This window comes from Nostoc sp. ChiSLP03a, assembly GCF_034531215.2.
Lineage (GTDB): Bacteria > Cyanobacteriota > Cyanobacteriia > Cyanobacteriales > Nostocaceae > Nostoc.
In genome coordinates this window covers 39,137-57,700 of record NZ_JAVRBQ020000040.1, presented here as the reverse complement: position 1 = coordinate 57,700, position 18,564 = coordinate 39,137, and the positions used below count along the sequence as shown (strand labels likewise).

At 44.2% G+C, this 18,564-nt stretch carries 13 protein-coding genes; all 13 read right to left on the bottom strand.

All coding sequences use genetic code 11. From position 1 onward, the window contains the following. Positions 1–147 precede the first annotated feature (147 nt). Entirely contained in the window at positions 148–3,291 is a 3,144-nt protein-coding gene (locus RMY32_RS06315) for a hybrid sensor histidine kinase/response regulator (protein WP_322713286.1), read from the bottom strand. 164 nt (positions 3,292–3,455) lie between these two features. Continuing rightward, on the bottom strand, positions 3,456–8,687 hold the full coding sequence (locus RMY32_RS06310; protein ID WP_322713285.1) for a GAF domain-containing protein: 5,232 nt from the start codon (positions 8,685–8,687) through the stop codon (positions 3,456–3,458). A gap of 65 nt (positions 8,688–8,752) precedes the next feature. After that, the gene (locus RMY32_RS06305) at positions 8,753–9,286 is read right to left on the bottom strand and encodes a chemotaxis protein CheW (RefSeq protein ID WP_322713284.1); all 534 of its coding nucleotides are present in this window, start codon (positions 9,284–9,286) and stop codon (positions 8,753–8,755) included. Between the two features lie 14 nt (positions 9,287–9,300). After that, positions 9,301–9,663, bottom strand: a complete 363-nt coding sequence (locus RMY32_RS06300; RefSeq protein WP_229538106.1) for a response regulator transcription factor — start codon at positions 9,661–9,663, stop codon at positions 9,301–9,303. A 183-nt stretch (positions 9,664–9,846) separates the two neighbouring features. Continuing rightward, positions 9,847–11,253, bottom strand: coding sequence for a response regulator (locus RMY32_RS06295; protein ID WP_322713283.1), 1,407 nt, complete (start codon positions 11,251–11,253; stop codon positions 9,847–9,849). A 432-nt stretch (positions 11,254–11,685) separates the two neighbouring features. Then, positions 11,686–12,381: a gas vesicle protein GvpC gene (locus RMY32_RS06290; protein ID WP_322713282.1), complete on the bottom strand. Its 696-nt coding sequence runs from the start codon at positions 12,379–12,381 to the stop codon at positions 11,686–11,688. 75 nt (positions 12,382–12,456) lie between these two features. Then, positions 12,457–12,678, bottom strand: a complete 222-nt coding sequence (gvpA, locus tag RMY32_RS06285) for a gas vesicle structural protein GvpA (protein ID WP_163931998.1) — start codon at positions 12,676–12,678, stop codon at positions 12,457–12,459. Positions 12,679–12,919: 241 nt separating this feature from the next. Further along, positions 12,920–13,609, bottom strand: coding sequence for a GvpL/GvpF family gas vesicle protein (locus tag RMY32_RS06280; protein WP_322713281.1), 690 nt, complete (start codon positions 13,607–13,609; stop codon positions 12,920–12,922). 107 nt (positions 13,610–13,716) lie between these two features. Continuing rightward, positions 13,717–15,546, bottom strand: coding sequence for an AAA family ATPase (locus RMY32_RS06275; protein WP_322713280.1), 1,830 nt, complete (start codon positions 15,544–15,546; stop codon positions 13,717–13,719). Between the two features lie 110 nt (positions 15,547–15,656). Next, entirely contained in the window at positions 15,657–16,406 is a 750-nt protein-coding gene (locus RMY32_RS06270) for a GvpL/GvpF family gas vesicle protein (RefSeq protein ID WP_322713279.1), read from the bottom strand. 143 nt (positions 16,407–16,549) lie between these two features. Further along, entirely contained in the window at positions 16,550–16,984 is a 435-nt protein-coding gene (locus RMY32_RS06265) for a gas vesicle protein K (RefSeq protein WP_322694300.1), read from the bottom strand. Further along, positions 16,971–17,321, bottom strand: a complete 351-nt coding sequence (locus RMY32_RS06260; protein WP_322694299.1) for a gas vesicle protein — start codon at positions 17,319–17,321, stop codon at positions 16,971–16,973. The genes RMY32_RS06265 and RMY32_RS06260 overlap by 14 nt, the downstream gene beginning before the upstream one ends. Then, positions 17,318–18,487 carry a gas vesicle protein GvpN gene (gene gvpN / locus RMY32_RS06255; protein WP_322713278.1) on the bottom strand — a complete coding sequence of 390 codons (1,170 nt, stop codon included), beginning with the start codon at positions 18,485–18,487 and terminating at the stop codon, positions 17,318–17,320. The genes RMY32_RS06260 and gvpN overlap by 4 nt, the downstream gene beginning before the upstream one ends. Between the last annotated feature and the right edge of the window lie 77 nt (positions 18,488–18,564).

Sequence of the window (18,564 nt, the reverse complement as noted above, 5' to 3'; positions counted from 1 at the left end):
AAGGTTTTGAGTTCAGCGAACTGATTATCAATAGTGTCAGCTTATTGATAGAGTCCTAACGGAAAATCAAAGATTTTAAAAAAAATTTTCCGTTGTTTTTCGTTGATTTGATTGCCAACTCGACTTGTGTATACACGGTAGTGCCTTCTACTTAACCAGTTCAGCGATGGTGGTTAGGAAGTTTTGTTCGGAATAGGGTTTGGTCAGGTAAGCTTTCGCCCCTAGAGCTAAAGCTAATTGGCGGTGCTTCTGGCCGCTACGAGTAGTCAGCATCACCACAGGAACCCCAGACAAACGCTCGTCTTGGCGATGGTGTTCTAAAAACTCAAATCCATTCATCTGCGGCATTTCAATGTCACAAATCACTAGACCGACATCACTATGTTGCAGCATTTGCGCGATCGCTTCTCGACCATCGCCTGCTTGCAACACTTGATAATCGGCTTTCTGGAGCGTTTGCACCAAACTTTGCCTTTGGACAACCGAATCTTCCACCACTAATACCGCCACTCGGTTAGGTTGAGCAACGGCTGTATTAACTTCCATTGGCTGTTGTTGCGGTTGCGTTATAGTTAGCTCGGATTGCTGCCCCTCTAGAGTAAGAACAGGCTCAGGCGCAGGCAAGAGTTTAGTTGTAAGACTTGATGCCGGGGAAGTCGGCATTATATCTGTCTCCCAGGTTTGACGAACTAACTCCAACGGGTCAACGATGAGGGTGAGACTACCATTTCCCAACACGCTGTAGCCTTGGATGTAACTAGGTAAAGTCAGGACTCTGCCGAGGGATTTAATTACTAATTCCTGCTCGACCAAAATCTGATCGACTTGCAAACACAGGTATTGCTGCTCTGTTTGCAACAGCAGCAGAGGTTCAACGGTGTTGCGTTGTTTGACAGGAAAAGGACTGAGGGTTAAATTGTGGTCTTGGGTGAATAAAGGGTATTTGTAATCCAGCAAATTCGCCAGCGGACGGATAGGAACTAGTTGCTGATTTTGCCCTTCTCCCCACTGCCAGAATTTTTGGCTACCTTGCCCGTGTAAAGATTGCTGGACTTGAATCTGCTCTGGCTGCGGTAATAAAACCTGGCTAATTCCTTCAGACAGCAAGCCATAAGTAATACCTTCAGATTGACAAACGAGCAAGCGTGCTGTTGTCAAGCTCAGAGGCAATTGTAGGATGAAAGTGGTTCCTTGACCTGAAAGCGATCGCACTACAATCGAACCTTGTAAAGCCTGCAATTGCGTGCGAACGACATCTAAGCCGATACCGCGACCAGATAACTCACCAATCTGGTTAGCGGTAGAAAAGCCTGGTTCAAATAATAACTCTGCCAGTTGATCTTCGGAGGCGTAGGCGGCTTGTTCTGGTGTTAAAAGGTGTTTTTCTATACCTCGCTTACGAATCGATTCCCAGTTAAAGCCTCGACCATCATCTCGTACCTCAATAGTAGTGCGGTTGCCTTGATGGTAGGCTTGAATTGTAATTTTTCCGGTTTCTGGTTTACCCTGCTGGCGGCGAGTTTCTAGCGGTTCAATGCCGTGATCGAAGGCATTGCGAATCATGTGCAGCAAGGGATCGTACAACTGCTCAGAAATGGCTTTATCCACCAGTACCTTCGTACCGCCAAGCTTGATTTCCACAGGCTTATGATAAGTTGCTACCATCTGTTGCAGCAGCCGGGGTAATCGATTCAACACTGTTCCCAGTGGCACCATTCTGGCTTGCAGCAAATCTTCCTGCGCTCCTGAGAGCAGTTGCTTGCGCTTTCCGAGACTGAAGCGAGATTGCTGAACTAAGCCATTAACAGCCTCAATCCGTTCTCCTAATTGCACCATGTCTTCTGTAAGATTTTGCAGGAGAATGTGCAACTCGCTATAGTTATCCATTTCTAAGGCATCAAAATTGGATTTTGCCTCGGCAGTTGGAACTGAGCGTGGAGATCCATGTATATGTCGCTGCTTGCGTTCGGGAAGCAACAGATGTCGATCCGACCAAGTAAAAACTTTACTAAGTTGTTGTTGACAGTACAAAAACTGTAGTAGAGTGTCTTGAGCTGCTTTGTGGATGTGATTAGATTGCAGGTTTTGTTGGTTTTCGTTGATTAGCAATTCCCCAATCGTATGGCTGAGGCGGTCGAGTTGTTCGATCGCTACCCGGATACTGGGAAGTGATGCTGATGACTGAGCCTGGAGGCTTGGTGCTGGTGGTGGAGAAGCGGGCAGTTCTGAGTCTGAGTAGCGGCAGGATGTCTGTGGATCTCCGATCCAGATTGATTGTAAAATCCGATCTATGGCAGAGGGGGCTACTACCGCATCCTGAGAAATTGGTTCGAGTACCTCTGGTGCTTTCGCTACGGAGTTATCAGTCCGCTTCGGGAAAAACGACCAAATTGATTCCGCTTCGTTTGCACTGGGGAGGGGAGATGGCTGATTTTCAGTTGTAGTCGTTTGTGTTGGTGGGGCAGCTATAGAAACTGGCTGCTTTTGCGGTTCTGGGACAGTAGTATTTAGCCCTGCCCATTCTCGCAATTGTGGAGAGATTTCTCCCCCTTGAGTGCGATCGCCTGCGAGTACTACTGCTTGAGCTGCTTTAAAATTTTCTAAAGCCACCTGAGCGATTTGCAATACTTTGTCTGGATGTGCTTTGAGCGCGTTTAGGGTTGCTTGGGCAATTTCTTCCAATCCAGATAAGCCATAAGATGCTGCTAGTTCGGCAAAAAATTCTGCTTGAGAGTTGAGTGTTGTTTGAATTTGTTGCGGATCTTGGCTTTCGATGTCAGCTGAGAGCTGTTGCAAATCCTGGGTTACACTCCCGGAAAAGATTGACTCTACCACATCAAAGCCAAGTTCTTCCGAACTGGGAAGCGGAGCCTCACGACCAAAAAAGTCGCCTAGTTTATGTTGAAGTTGAGCAAAAATTGAGGCAGTTTTATCGAGTATTTCTGCCTCATTGCAGGACAAGCCCATCAAGGCTGCACTCAAGGGAGTTCGCAGGCACTCATAAGCATCTAGAAGCAAAGCACCCAATTCTGGATCGATTTCCAGTTCTGGAGCGTATAACGCTTGGAATACATCTTCCAAATGATGGGCAATTGTCTTAATCGTTTCCTGCCCAACACTGGCAGCACTCCCTTTGATAGTATGAGCGCTTCGCATCAAGGCATGAACTTTTTCTATGGTTTTTTCATCAAGTAAACCGATAAGATTCTGCTCGATGGTTTGCAACAACTCTGCCGCTTCAGCAAGAAAAGCCTGCTCTAGCTGCTCTTGATTACTGGGATCGGGGTTCATAACACAATACGCTTGGTGTCAAGGAGATTTATCTGTTAAGGCAGGGGAGGCAGGGGAAGACAAGGGAGACAAGGAAGATAAGTCTTCACTTCTGCCTTCTGCCTTCTGCCTCCTGACTTCTGCCTCCTGCTTTATCCTGAGAATAAATATTCACCACGACCTACTTAGTCAACCTTGAATTGGCTAACGCTGGTTTCCAGTTGTTGTGAAGTCGTCAGCAGTTCCTCAAAAGACTCGGAAATGTTCATGGCACTTTGTGAAGTCTTGCGGGCGATGGCCGAAACATCCGTCATTGCCTCTGTCAATATCTGAGATTGCTGACTTTGATGGGAAACTGCTTGAGTAATTCCTTGCACCAATCCACCAATTTCGTTGGTGGCTGCCACGATCGCACTCAGGGAATGACGAGTCTCATCGATCAAGTTCGATCCTTGGACAACTTGGCTAATCCCTACTTCCATTGCTTGGGTAACTTCGTTGGTGCCATTTTGAATTTCTTCCACGAGTCGCTCAATTTCTGTGGTGGCACTCGCTGACTGATAAGCCAGGGAACGAACTTCATCTGCAACCACGGCAAAGCCTTTACCGTATTCTCCAGCACGGGTAGCCTCAATCGCCGCATTCAGCGCCAGCAAATTAGTTTGAGTGGCAAAGTTTTCAATCAGACTCACTACTTTCGAGATTTTCTGAGAAGCTTCACCGAGGCGTTTAATCTTCTTCGCTGTTTCCGAGACGGTTTCCCGAATCTCCAAAATGCCATCTACGGTTCTTTCCATCAGAGAATCGCCAGCTTGGACGGTGTTATTAGCTCTTTGAACTGCCTGCCCTACTTTTTGAGCATCAGCAGCAACTACCTGGGTGGAAGTTACCATCATTTGTAATTGTTCTAGAGCGTTTTCGAGCCGTTCTGCCTGCTGTTGAGCTTGGTCAGATAGTTTCACTACTGAGATAGTGTTATTGCTGGAAGTTTCACTCACCCTGCCAGCAGCAATCTGCACTTGTCGCACTAAATCCCGCAAACTTTGGATTGTAGTATTGTAACCATCGGCGATCGTCCCAATTTCATCTTCAGATAGGGGCGCGCGAACGGTGAGATCGCCTCTGAAGGATGGTTCCAAAGCCATGAGAACGCGTATTGCTCCTTGTTGCAGTTTTTCCCGCGCAGTGCGTTCGCGCTCTGCTGCTTCTGCTAGTTGCTGTTCTTGAGTACGCACCTGTTTGAGGTACTCTGCAAGATTGAGGGCAATACCAATCTGGACGCTGGCTTGGTTGAGAACATCCTCCTCAGATTGCTCCCACTGGCGCGGTGCGCTATTTTGATAAACTCCCATCAGCCCCCATAGCCGATCTTCTTGAAAAATCGGAGAAATCATGTAGGCTTTAGTTCCCCAGGTTTCTAACAATTGAATGTGACATTCGTCATGACCGACAGTATATATATTGTCAACCCGTAAACTTTCTTTACGGGCATAACGCCCGCCTTTGTTGTACTGGAGATAGGTATCTCTAACTCTGGCAAGACTAGTTCCCACAAGCTTCGGCCAATCCCCGGTTACAGACTCAACGACAAATTCTCCAGACCAATCAGGTTCAAAACGGTAAACCCCAACTCGATCTACTTTCAGCAGTTGACGAAGTTCGTGGGTGGCAAACTGGACAAATTCCAGAACATCACCATGACTTTGGGCCATCTCTGTTAACCGACTTGGCAAGCGATAGGAAAATCTGGCGTTTGCTACTTCTCGTTCTGCCAGTTTTGTCAGTTCCTCATTCTTGTTTAAGGTTTGCTGTAAGTATTGCGATTGTTGGACGGCTACCCCAAACTGCGTGCCGATTTTCGCTACCAAGTTGATTTCATTCTCTTGCCATTGCCTCGGCCCGTCATTCTGATATGCTCCTAACAAACCCCAGAGCTTGTTGCCGGCAATAATTGGGGTGATGATATACGCTCTAATCTGGAATTGCTCTAGAATTTTTATGTGGCACTGGGCATGACCAGAAGTGTAAATGTCATTGATTACAAACGTCTCGTTGTGGCGATAGCGTCCACCTTGGGTTTGTTGTAGGTGTTCGTCTTCCCATACAGTCCTGATATCGGGGCCAACCAAAGCCACCCATTCACGACTTACGGATTCGGCAACAAACTCCCCACCCCAATCTGGATTGAAGCGATATACTGCAAGCCGATCGCATTCCAAGTGCGATCGCAATTCTGGCAAGGCATTGCGGAAAATTGTATCTAGCTCTTGAACTTGGCGGATTTTTTCTGACAGCCGTGTCAATGCTCGTTCCCCTTCTGCAGTTCGCGCTAACTCTGCATTCTTCTTCTTGAGCTGTTCGACATACTTAATCTGCTGCAAGCCTATACCCATTTGCACAGCTAGTTTTCGCAACAGTTGCACATCCTTGGATTTCCACTGCCGAGGGCCAGTATTTTGGTATGCTCCTAAAAAGCCCCAGAGTTTGCTGCCAGTAAAGATAGGAGCGATCGCGTAAGCCTTGGCCTGGATTTTTTCTAATATCTCTAAGTAGCACTGAACGTGACCGACAGTGTAAATATCGTCGACAACGAAGGTTTCATGATTGCGATAGCGTCCGCCCTGAGTTTCTTGTAAGTGATCGTCCATCCAAATTGTTTTGGTGTCGGAACCACCTAAAGATAGCCATTGATCTTTTACGGATTCGGCAATAAACTCTACACTCCAGTCGGAATTAAAACGAAATACTGCTAGGCGATCGCACTGTATTTGTTTGCGTAAACTTGGCAATACATTCTCGAAAATTGTGTCTGTATCCTGTGCCTGACGGATTTTTTCTACCATCGCTGTCAGCACTTGTTCCTCTTCTGCTGTTCGTGCCAACTCAGCATTTTTCGTTTTCAGTTGTTCGATATACTCGGCTTGCTGCACGGTTAACCCTAACTGAATGCCCAATTTGGTCAGCAATCGCACTTCTTCGGAATTCCACTGGCGGGGGGCGCTATTTTGGTAAGCTCCTAACAAACCCCAAAGTTTGTTGGCAGCAAAAATCGGGGTGATGGTGTAGGCTTTAACCTGGAACTGCTCCAGCAGGTCGATGTGGCACTGGGCATGACCAACAGTATAGATGTCATTGACGACAAAGATTTCATTGTTGCGATAGCGTCCGCCTTGGGTTTGCTGTAGGTGTTCGTCTTCCCATACGGTTTTGATATCGGGGCCAACCAGAGGCACCCAGTCACTTCCTACAGATTCAGCAATAAATTCACCACCCCAGTCAGAGTTGAAGCGATAGATTGCCAGGCGATCGCATTTGAACAACTGCCGCAATTCTGCCAAGGTAGTGCGGTAAATCGTTTCTGGCTGTTGGGAATGACGCATTCTCTCCGCCATGCGGGCGATCGCGTTTTCTACTTCAGCTACTTGGGTCATTTCTAGATTTTTTAACCGTAGCTGTTCGATATATTCAGCTTGCTGGAGGGCAATACTTAAAGGTTCGCTAATCTGCAACAAAGCGCCAGTCTCTTCTTCAGTCCATTGCCGGGCATCAGAATTTTGATAAGCTGCTAACAAACCCCAAAGCTTACCAGTGCGGAAAATGGGAACAATAATGTACGCTTTGGCTTGAAATTTCTCTAATGCTTCTACATAGCAAGGTGAAAAACCAGCAGCATAAATATCGTTAACTTTGCGGAAGCGCTTTTCTTTGGCGTACATTCCACCCTGCGTTTCCTTGAGATATGTATCGGTATCGAGTTTCGCAGGGGAGCCATAGTCTTTAACATGGCAACGCTCTGAAGATACCATGCCTGTTTTTAAAATGCTTTCTTGTTCCTGAATATCCAACAGAGACGACCAACCAGCAGCCACAGATTCAGCAATAACTTCTCCACTCCAGTCTGGATAAAATTGATAAACGACAACGCGATCGCATTTTAAAAATCGCCGCAATTCTTGGGTTGTAGTGCGGAAAAGGGTGCGAAGCTCCGTTGCTTGCCCAATCTTTTCAATGATGCCGAAAACAGTACGTTCTCTTTCAACAAGTTTGGCTGACTCTTCAGAGCGTTGATAAAGTTGTTGCTGATATTGCAACTGTTGAATAGCAATACTAGACAGAGATGCCACCTGCACCATCAGTCGCACTTCACTATCTCTCCACTGACGAGGCTGGGAATTTTGATAACCAGCAAGCAAGCCCCACAATTGTTCGCCTTGGAAGATGGCAACAATAATGTATGCTTTGGCTTGATAGCTTTCTAAAATTTTGATATAGCAGTCTGAAAAACCAGCACTGTAGATATCATTAGTGACTCGATAGACCTGTCCGCGATGGAAAGTTTTGCCTTGGGTGTGCTGAATGTAGCTATCGTGCGATCGCCCTGTTGTCCCAACTAATCCCCCTTCGTCTGCAAAGTTCCTAACACTGCAATAGTTAACGTTCTTGACAATTGCAGGGTTGTTTCGCTGTTCTTGTAACAGAGAAACCCACTCAGTTCCAACAGATTCAGCAACAAATTCCCCACTCCAGTCAGGATTGAAACGATAAATTGCCACGCGATCGCATTTTAATGACTGTCGCACTTCTTGGGTGGCAACGCGAAAGATGGTATCCATATCTTTGGACTGGAGAATTTTATTTGCTACACCAGTCAGGATTTGGTCTTTTTCTACTTCTTGTTGCAATGTAGCTTGAATCATGGCAACTTGCAGTTGCGCTTCTAATTCCTGCGTGAGCAATTTTAGTGACTTAATTTCAGCATTCTGCCACTGACGAGGTGCAGTGCATTGCTGCACTACCAACAAACCCCAAACCCCATCTTTTGTTAAGATTGGCAAGCTCAAACAAGCCCCGATCTGAAACCGATCCGCGAGTTGCTTTTGGTAAGGAGACAAACTTGCAGTGTAGGTATCTGCGATCGCTACTAATTTTTCTTGTTGATAAAGCTTGGCAGAACCTAACCCAAAAGTAACGGCGGGCAGTTTTTCCTTCAGCATTGGGGTAAAGCCATCCCTCATTGCCTCCGCAGCAACTATCCCCAACGTTGGATTGGTAAACTCATACACCACCACGCGATCGACTTGCAGGGCGTTTTGTACCTCTATGACAGCAGTAGCAAGCAAAGTATCTAGATCGGAAAATTGACGGATTTTGCTGGCGATCGCCTGTAATTGCTCTACCTCGAATCCATCTCCTTTGTCTTGATATGGCAACACACTTACCAGTTCTTTTAACTTGCGGATTCTGTCTCGCAATGGCCCTGTTTCCACCCAATCAGCTTGATCTAGTTCAGTCCGCAATTCTTCGAGAGTGGAGGTGATTTGCTGTTTTGCTCTTAGATCGTCGGTATGCCCGTTATTGGTGTCCTTATAACCGTTGCCGGAATTTGAGTGTGGTTGGCTGGGTGTATGCATTACCATAATCTTTCTTGCTATGAAGGTTGTCAAAGTAAGTTAAGGAGGCAGAAGGCAGGAAGCTCTGAACTTTAAAGAGGCTGAAGGGCTTGAATCACAACATGGGTGTCAATTAACATCAAAGGGCTACCTTGAGAATCCACAAAGTAACCCTGCAAGAACGAGCCTAGTCGGGCAGGTAACATCGATGCCGAAATCGGTAATCGCTCTTGGGGGTCATAAACTTCAATGGTATTGACTTGCTCCACCAACAGCCCGACGGTTTGATTCTGGACTTGAACGAGCATTGCCATGCCAGAGTTACGCACACTTTCTCGCCGACACCAGTGTGTTGCTCCTAACAAACCTGCTAAATCAAGAATCCAGATAGCTTCTCCCCGCCAATTCATGATGCCTAACAAGAATTCTGCTACCTGGGGTACTGGCAAAATCTCGGTCAGCGCAACCTGAATTACTCCCCGCAAATCAGCTAGTGGGAGTAAACCATTCACCTTTCCATTCAACGGAAATCTTAAAAACCTCTGGTTGTTTCCTTGGGGAGAGTTTTCAAGTCGAAATTGGCTATTAATGGGTAGCTCTCTAAAGCGATCGTTGCCCTGTACCATTGCCCCAGTTTCCTTTAGCGAATAAATTTACTAACAGTCTGGAGCAAGGTATTTTCATCTACAGGTTTGACTAAATAGCCATCGGCACCACTCATATTGCCCCAAGTTCTATCAACATCTGTGTTTTTAGTTGAGCAAATCACTACCGGGATTGCTTTTGTTGTCGGATCGGCTTTTAACTTGCGGCAGAACTCAAATCCACTTTGACCCGGCAAAATCAAATCCAGTAAGATCAAGTCAGGTTTTTGTTGTTTCAACCGCAGTTGAGCTTCTTCACCACTGCGAACTTCATAAACTGAATATCCTCCTTGCTCCAGGTAACGTGTCATCTTTTCGGATTCTGTGAGGCTATCTTCAACTAATAGAACTTTTTTCATTTTTATTCCTAACTATTTAATTCAAAATTTGAAAATAAGACAGAGGGCAGTGGTTCGGCTTCGCTCACCAATCGGCAGAAGGAAGGTTTAAGAATTTTCATACTTAGTTGTGCCAAAAATGGGCATGAATAGTTGTTTTGAAAAAGGATACAGGGGAGCCTCTAGCATGATTGTCGCTTCAACCTAAACACTTAAATACTTGTGAAGCATATTGAGTACTTTTTCTGCCTCTACGGGTTTACCCAAAAAGTCAGTTGCCCCTACTAATTTTGTTCGCATCCGATCTACTATTCCATCTTTCCCTGTTAAGATGACAATCGGCACATCTTTGAGACTTGGAGTTTTACGGATTTGAGAACAAATTTCATAGCCATTCACTTTTGGCATCAACAGATCCAAAAAAATGAAATCTGGCTTGCTTTTAATTAGCTTTAAAACTGCTGTCAAGGAATCTTGAATGCCAACAAAGCGATAATTTTGATGGGTGAGAATTTCCTCCAAACTACGACAGATCGTCGGACTATCATCCACACAAGCTATTAAAGGTCTTGAGGCATCAATAATTGCTTTGTTAGCTGCTGGGGGAGCAACTTGTATAACAGTGTTCTCTTCTGTCTTGGGTGAAGAATTGGGATTATTAACTGTAATAGACGGACTGACAATTTGTTTGCTAGTCGCTGGGAGAGCAACTTGTATAACAGTGTTCTCTTCTGTCTTGGGTGAAAAATTGGGATGATTAACTGCACTTGACGGACTGACAATTTGTTTGCTAGCCGCTGGGGTTGCAACTTGTATAACAGTGTTCTCTTCTGTCTTGGGTGAAGAATTAAGATTATTCACTGTACTGGACTGGTTGCCAGTTTCTTGAATCCCAACCTTTCTGGGGCTTGGAGTGGGGGAAAAAGCGATCGCCCCTGTTTTTATTAATGGCATCAAGAACCGGGTCAAAGCTAAGACATCCCGATTGGTTTTTTGCCCTAGACCTCGTAAAGTTTTTGTGCCATCAACTAGAGAAATAATCTGTTTAGCGGATGCTTGTCCTTGGAGTAGTTCAAGTTTGTCAATGACAGGATATAAATTAGGCGAGTAACTTGCCAATCCTGCATCTCGCCATTCTTGCCAGGCTTGTGTAGCTTGTTTTAAGACTTCCTCAGTTGGTAGTACAGCTAAGAGAAACCCAGGAACTGCACCAACAACGGTACTAGGTGACAACTGCCCTGCTGGATTGTTGCCATTTCTTTTGGCTTCAACGTACTGGATTATATCAAACAGGACTTCAGCTATTAGGCTTGTAATCAGGCTAACAAGTTGTTGTTGTTCGATTAATTTTTGTTCTCGCAATTTACTAAGAATGCAATACTCGCGATAACTTTCCTGGGGAGAGACAAGCCCCTCCAACTTTGCCACATCCAGATTAGGACAGTATTGCGACAAGTGCCGTCGCCATCGCTCATCGGCATTAGAACCGCCACCCTGCCAAATTAATCGTCCTAAACGAAAATATAGCGTCCAAGTCGGCCCGTCCCTTGCTTCAAGATTCAGCCTACCTGTGAATAATTTAGTTTGAAGTTGCTCGATCAATTGATTCACAATGGATCGCACCTCCTTATATATCTTGAGTTTTGCATTTAGATTAGAATTTCTCAAACAATCAAGCTTACTAACCCCATTTTGCGATCGCCAATAGCACAGTTCAAAACCTCGATCGAGCTACCCCAGCTTGTTATATCCCTTTCCAATCCGAACATTTTGAAAGTTCAAAGCCGGAAGCTCGAACAAAGATTTAAGCTCTTTTTTTAATTAGAAACAAGTTATCTATATTACTTTTGCAACGTTACATATACTGAGACAATTGCTTGTCAATACAGACCTTAAAAAAAGATGGAAATTTTGAATACTACAAAGCATAGACCAGCTTTAATGCTTATCGATTGCGTACTATGCCGGCTTCAGGCAAAAGCCACAAGCGATCGCAAGAGCAGCTAGTCTGCAATTACAAAAAATGAGCTTGAATCCAGTTTGTCAAGAAATTGCTTGTTGCCGAATAAAGTATTGGCGATCGCGTTGTTCTAGTATCCCTTGCTTGATTAAGGAGCGCAGGATATCTATAGTTTGCACCCTGGTTAAGCCTATTACTTCTTCAATTTCTGTTAGAGTAGCTCCTTGGGCTTGCTGAATATATTGCTGCACTTTAGATTTAGTATCTGCATTCGATGTAGGCACTTTTCTAGTCATGGTATTGACGGAAGGACGAAAACCAGTAGCTTTAATTCCAGAACGAGATACTGACCATTTTGAAACCGTTGCCACTAATTTCTCTGTTTTAGCAGGATGTGGGGAAACTGCTTGTTTGTGAGTGTCATCTCCCCAAACATTTTGATGTAAAATTGTCCGGAAATTTTGCAAATCTTGGAATAATGCCTGAGCCTTTGCTGCCCGCTGTTGGCGGTATTCTTGTTGGCGTTGGCAGACATCTGTTTTTATTTGCAATATTTCTAATTGCCGTTCCACAATCTCTTGCTGAAATTGCTGCTGTTGTAACTTTCTATTGTTGTGAAGGCTAATAACAGAACTGCTCAATTCTTGATGAAGCAATTCTGCTTGCAGCTGCAATTCTTGTTGAGTTAGCTGTTTCCACTGGTTAATTTGTTGACGGCGTTCAGCAGTTATTTGCAATCGCTCTTGTCGCTCTTGTTCCCATAAATTCTTGAGAGCCATCAGCTGAAATCTCCTATTTTGTTAACTAGCAATATTAAATAGGAGCCATGAAGACTCCCTTTTTCTAATATGGTGTTAAGCAGCAGATGGAACAGCAGCCTGAGATGTTAAACCAACTGCCTCGGCATATCTTAAGTAAGTTTCAACTGAAGCAATCACAATCCGAGCTTCTATTGATAGCAGTTCAATACCAACTAAAGAAACACGTACCCAAGCATCAACTACAATTCCTTTATCCAAAATGCGGTCAATAACTTCAGCCAGACTTGAAGATGAGTTAACTTTTTCAACAGCCATTTTCTTTTCCTCTCACAACTCTAATTATTTATTTCATCTTGCTCTGATTGAGCAATAGGTAAAACTTACACAATGTGTTTTATTCTTCCTGAGTTTAGTGTTCCCAAAAATTTGAGATAAATATAATAAAATAAAAAAATACTAAAAAGTTAACAATATTTTTTTAGAAAAAAAAATTAAAGAAAAGATCGGCCCGTCTTTATTTTTTCTGGGAAAGTTATAATTATTATTTTTTATGAATTTATATGAGAGTATTTTTTAGAGAATGATAGGGTGGCAGAGGTTCGCTGAGTGCCAATTGCCAGTGCGAGCATTGTACCTGCCAAAGGGAAAACTGCTGCGTACTGAGCGTTGAATCGTTGCGCTGTGCCAAAAAGTGGATTTGCCGCACATCTTGCTGTCGAGTTTCACAGATAACATTCGTATATGTTTTGAGAATTAGCTGGTGCAAGAGTTCCCACTGTTGGCATTGTTGTGCTTGAAATGTTTGCTGTGTTTGATAGCGTTGTTTTTTCGCTAATAAATAGGCTTTTCCTCTAGCATCAATAGTGTCAGATTCATCAAGCAAACAACTGGGCGTCAATTTTAAAGTGTACTCAACTTTGTCTGCTAGCTGAGTTAGGGTTTCTAGATATTGCTCTTGGTGCTGTTCTAGATGATTCAGCAGTTTTTCTTGCGAGGTAAAACCGCTGCCAAAGCGTAGGGGAAGAAGGGGAGTTTGTTGAAAAAGTTCTCGAATTACGCGATCGTGGGTTAAAACAGATTGAAGTAAACGCTCATCGGTTGCCTGTAATGCTTCCAGTGAGATTTCCGGCTCTACGATCGCGGCTAAACCAGAAGAGTAAACAAGTTCGGTATTCCTTTCCATCCCTACAGGTAGAACAAGCGGTGAGGCGGTGGGGACTAAAAGAGCATAGGCGTATATTGACATAAATTTTGGATACTTATTAAGTACATTAAATCAGTATAAATACTGGCTTTTTGCGTTTTTTCAAGTGCGGGTGTTTAGATCCCTGACTTCTTAAAGAAGTCGGGGATCTATAAGCCCTCATGGTGCTGATTAGCAAGCATTTGGTATGTAACTTGAAAATCATCATTGGTAATCTGAATCAGACTGGAGTCGCTTAATCCTTGGGCGCGGTATCGACGAATTGCGCTTAAAGCAGCTTGATTGCTTAACAAAGCCAAGTCTGCGCCATTCCAACCTTCGGTAACTGTCGCCCAGGTTTCTAAATCGACATCAACCAAGGGACGATCTAGATTGTGAACTCGTAAAATCGCTAATCGGCTGGCTCTATCTGGTAGATCGATTTTGATTTGTAAGTCTAATCTTCCGGCTCTGAGCAAGGCAGGATCGAGGGTTTCTGGACGATTGGTTGCTCCTACTAACAATACTTTCGGGCATTCATGTAACCCATCCAATTCGGTGAGCAGTTGACCAACAACGCGATCGCTAACTCCAGAATCACCGCTGAATCGTCCTCGTGCTGGTGCTAGGGTATCAATTTCATCTACAAACACAACACAAGGTGCTGCTTGTCGAGCTTTGCTAAAAAGTTCTCTGACTGCTTGTTCTGCGGCTCCTACCCATCGGCTGAGTAATTCCGGGCCATTCACAGCAATAAAGTTGGCTCTAGCCTGGGAAGCGATCGCTTTTGCCAGTAATGTTTTTCCGGTTCCTGGCGGCCCCCACAATAGAATCCCACGGGGAGGCTTGGCTTTCGTTTGCTCGTATAGTTCGGGATAAAGGAGTGCGCCCTCTACAGATTCTTGAAGTTTTTGTTTAACATCATCCAAACCACCAATGTCATCCCAACTGACACTCGGCGCTTCAACTGCTACAGACCTGAGAACTGAGGGTTTTATCTCCTTAATTGCTTCGAGAAAATCCTGCTGGATGACAGTCATGTTCTCAGGAATGGAACTGTTGAGCGAGGGGACTTGACGACGCAGGGCAATGTAGGCTGCTTTTTGACAAAGTGCTTTAATATCCGCACCGACAAAACCGACAGCCAAATCAGCGAGCGCTCCTAAATCAACCGCAGTCTCCAAGGGCATGGCACTTGTTAAAATCGTGAGAATTTCCAATCGTCCATTGCGATCGGGAACGCGAAAATGAACTTCGCGATCGAAGCGTCCCGGACGACGTAGTGCCGGATCGAGATAATCGGGACGATTTGTTGCCGCTAGTACGAGTACGCCCTCGGTTTTGGCAAACCCATCCATTAACCCCAGCAACTGCGCCACTAGTCTTTTTTCAACTTCACCTTCTACTTGACTGCGATCTGGGGCGAGACTGTCAATTTCATCAATAAATATTAGGCAGGGAGCAGAACGAGTTGCTTTCTCAAAAATGCTTCGCAAACGAGCTTCAGCTTCCCCGTAATACTTGCTCATTACCTCCGGCCCATTGATGGCAATGTAGTTTAACTCTAACTCTTCTGCCAAAACACGGGCTGTTAAAGTTTTTCCCGTACCGGGCGGGCCAACTAGCAAAACCCCACGCGGAGGCTCTAAGCCTAGTTTCGCTAATAAGTCTGGACGTTTTAGGGGAATTTCGACTAACTCTCTGATTTCCTTGAGAACATCACCCAAGCCGCCGACACCTTGCCAAGAAGCTTTTGAGCTCTTGTTAGCTGATGGGGTGGTGACATCATCAGCATTATCCATTGGTGTAGCTGCATCGGTGGAATTAGATCGAACTCGGCTGGAACTAGTTTTTCTCGGAATATTGCCTTGCCGGGGAATACTACTGAGATTATGAGACCGAATTTCAATAGAAGTTTTTAACTCCCCTTTCTCTACTTTTTCTTCTAAAGCTTTGGCAATTTCTAATAGCTGTTCAAATCCTTTAAATATGTCGTCCATTGATTTTACTTAAATAAAAGGCAGAAAAAATTAAGTCCCAAAAAAATTAAAATTTTCAATAATTTTTGATTTTCAATTTTTATTGCTGTTCAACAGTGAAAAAAATTAATTCAGTTGGAAACCAATAATCGAAGACGAGCAAAGTTAAAGGGGGCAGTGAAATTGTTGTAGCGAATTCGCAAACGGTCTTCAAATTGACGATCGAGTGCTTCAACGTGTTCGCTAAATTGTGATTCTGCTTCCCAAGGAATTAGGTAGGCTGCATTGTAGATCATTGTGTCCATTTGGGGAGTATTTTCCACCATATCGATCGCAATGGAGTTGAGCGTGCCTTGAAATACATCTATGATGCCTTGCTTGCGATCGCTCATTCCCTGTTCGATGGCTTGCCCTATTTGGATCGCTTGCTCCATACTCAAGGGTTGACCCACTAGCTTATCCCTTTGAGTTTTGAGATTTGGATGTTCTGCTAACAATCCCTGAATTTCTGCCTCAGTATCCCAAAAAACTTTGACACTAACTTCTCGACAACCCGATAACTTCGCAAGCAATTGCGTCAATTCTTCTTGATGAGGACGAATTAATTGCTCTGAAACCGTTTCCCAGCTTGAAATCAAAAGTCCAAATTGCATGGGCAGTAAATTGCGATCGCCTGCTTCCATGATGTCCTCAAGGACTTTCTCATGACTTAGCAGGTTACGACGGCTTGCCAAATAACGCTCTTGCTCTGCTTCGGAGTAGATGACTGCAAAACCATCCAAAATTTTAATTTGTACGGGTTGCCGATCTAACCCTTCTAAATTTAAATTTTCTGGAGCAGGCAAGGTCAGAATTCCATAAATGTAAAAGCCGTAACTCATAACAATGTATTACCAAGAAGAATGTAGATAAAAAAGTTACACAAAATGGATAGCAAGTATTGTTTGAAATTCTTGGAACACCTTCCTAGCAAAGGCTTTTAATCCAAAATCCAAAATCCAAAATCTAAAATCCAAAATTGGTATTACAGGGGTTTAGAGGTGAGTACTAGTCTTAACTTGGCATGAATTAAGTTTAATTGAGCCAGTCCTAAGTCTAAGTCACCTTCAACCACTACGCCTGTATTTAATAGGCGATCGAGGAGTTCTAGAATAGAGGGTTGACTAGAGGTTTCGCCAGGGTAATATCCTCCAGATTGGGGAAGTAAAGTTCCTATTTCACCCAAGTTAATATTTAGATCGGCTGGGTCAATATCAAAGACTTCACAAAGCTGAATAACCTGTTTTTCAAGCTGTCGCAGGCTTTCGGCAGCCCGATCTAACTCAGAGTCGCTGAGGTTGCCAGCATCCATGCGCCGGATTACCTGAGCTTCCATGAGTTGGCGTATCAGTTCCACAACCGTCAGTAACAACGGTGCTAAACCGGAATCGGAACCTTTTGATTTGCTAATCGCCTGCATTCTGATGATTAATAGGATTGAGTGCTTTGAGCGATCGCAGTTCTGTTTCTAGACTGGCAACACGCTCTTGAAGTTGTTGATTAGTTGTTAATAAGGTGCGAGCTTGACTATTAAGATAGGGGTCGCTCTCCCACCAGTTAATTCCAATCTCTTTGGCTTTATCAACAGAAGAAATCAACAAACGAATTCGGATGTTGAGCAGTTCTGTGGAGCCGACAGAAACAGAAATATCTCCTGCAATCACAATGCCTTTATCCAAAACCCGTTCGAGAATATCTGCCAAGGTAGAACCTTGAGTTGATGTGGTGATTGCTCCCCGATTAGTATTAGTACTCATTTCTTTATTAAATGGCCAGAATCAAAAGCCACTTGTGATATGTTTGGCAGTTCAGTGCCTTGCATTTGCAATAATACTCCTTGCTCTCTGAGAGACTTGAGTGCAGCTACAATTTGACTGCGATCGATCCCTAATTCTGCTGCCAAATCAGAGAAACGCCTTCCCGGAGACTTGCACAGGTAGTTGTAGACTTCATGCTCGTAAGGTACTCGTTGTTCCAATACAATCTGATTTTGACTGTCTGGTATTATCTCTTCTGTCGGCTGAGATTGAGTATTTGTACTATGATACAATTCACGCAAAACCTCTTCCAGTAGCCGAGTTGCTTCCATACGAGGTTGATTTGTGCGAGTAAGCAGGATATCGGCACAAATATCTTGGAAGTTAGGCTCTTCAAAGTTTACGGAAATTTCGTGTTCGTGGCAGATTCTAGCAATCATCAGACACGAACGTAAGCCACCACCTTGTCCAGAGCCAGATCGACTCCAAAACATCCGCACTAAGCGCACGATTTTGTCTGCTTTCTCAGAATCTATGCCTGTTTTCTGAATTACAATCTCCTGCTGAGTTAGTTCATCAGGTGGAGGCATATCGATGGTAATAACACGATCCATCAAAGCATCCTGAGTTGCATGGACTCCACAATACTCTTGAGGATTCGATGTTAAGATTGCCCGAAACTTAGGATGAACCCGGATATACTCGGCTCGATGTTGGTTTGTTGGCAAGACTAACAACCTCTCCTCAAGTACCGAGAGTAAAACGTTATTTACCTCCGGGTGCGATCGATTGAATTCGTCGTAAACCAGCGTAAATCCTTCTTTACAAGCTAAGGTTAATCGGGCATCAACCCAGTGTTGTCGGAGTTCATCCTCAACTTTCACAACGCTGTGGATGAAGTTATCGACAACCTTTTTGCGGGTGTAACCTAATTGATTACCAATCAAGTCTGAGGTTTTAAACTCATCATCTCCAAATAAGAGGATGATAGGCTGGTTGAGCAAATCAGCCAGATGCATTGCCAGAGTAGTTTTTCCGACTCCAGCCGCGCCACGTAAATGTACTGAAAAACCTGACTGTAAATAGCGCAAAGCACGTTGAGCGACGCGTTGAACAGCAGGGGTATTGACAAATCGCTGGGGAGATGCGTTTAATACTGTTGTCAAGCTCTAAGTACCTCCGAAATAAGAATTTTATAAAAAAGTAATTTTTTGTACATCGGATATATAAAATACAGATGTCA

What these genes read in the sequence shown, in the direction of transcription:
- RMY32_RS06315 (WP_322713286.1), bottom strand. Translation starts at nt 3,291, where the DNA reads ATGAACCCCGATCCCAGTAATCAAGAGCAGCTAGAGCAGGCTTTTCTT.
- RMY32_RS06310 (WP_322713285.1), bottom strand. Translation starts at nt 8,687, where the DNA reads ATGGTAATGCATACACCCAGCCAACCACACTCAAATTCCGGCAACGGT.
- RMY32_RS06305 (WP_322713284.1), bottom strand. Translation starts at nt 9,286, where the DNA reads ATGGTACAGGGCAACGATCGCTTTAGAGAGCTACCCATTAATAGCCAA.
- RMY32_RS06300 (WP_229538106.1), bottom strand. Translation starts at nt 9,663, where the DNA reads ATGAAAAAAGTTCTATTAGTTGAAGATAGCCTCACAGAATCCGAAAAG.
- RMY32_RS06290 (WP_322713282.1), bottom strand. Translation starts at nt 12,381, where the DNA reads ATGGCTCTCAAGAATTTATGGGAACAAGAGCGACAAGAGCGATTGCAA.
- gvpA (WP_163931998.1), bottom strand. Translation starts at nt 12,678, where the DNA reads ATGGCTGTTGAAAAAGTTAACTCATCTTCAAGTCTGGCTGAAGTTATT.
- RMY32_RS06280 (WP_322713281.1), bottom strand. Translation starts at nt 13,609, where the DNA reads ATGTCAATATACGCCTATGCTCTTTTAGTCCCCACCGCCTCACCGCTT.
- RMY32_RS06275 (WP_322713280.1), bottom strand. Translation starts at nt 15,546, where the DNA reads ATGGACGACATATTTAAAGGATTTGAACAGCTATTAGAAATTGCCAAA.
- RMY32_RS06270 (WP_322713279.1), bottom strand. Translation starts at nt 16,406, where the DNA reads ATGAGTTACGGCTTTTACATTTATGGAATTCTGACCTTGCCTGCTCCA.
- RMY32_RS06265 (WP_322694300.1), bottom strand. Translation starts at nt 16,984, where the DNA reads ATGCAGGCGATTAGCAAATCAAAAGGTTCCGATTCCGGTTTAGCACCG.
- RMY32_RS06260 (WP_322694299.1), bottom strand. Translation starts at nt 17,321, where the DNA reads ATGAGTACTAATACTAATCGGGGAGCAATCACCACATCAACTCAAGGT.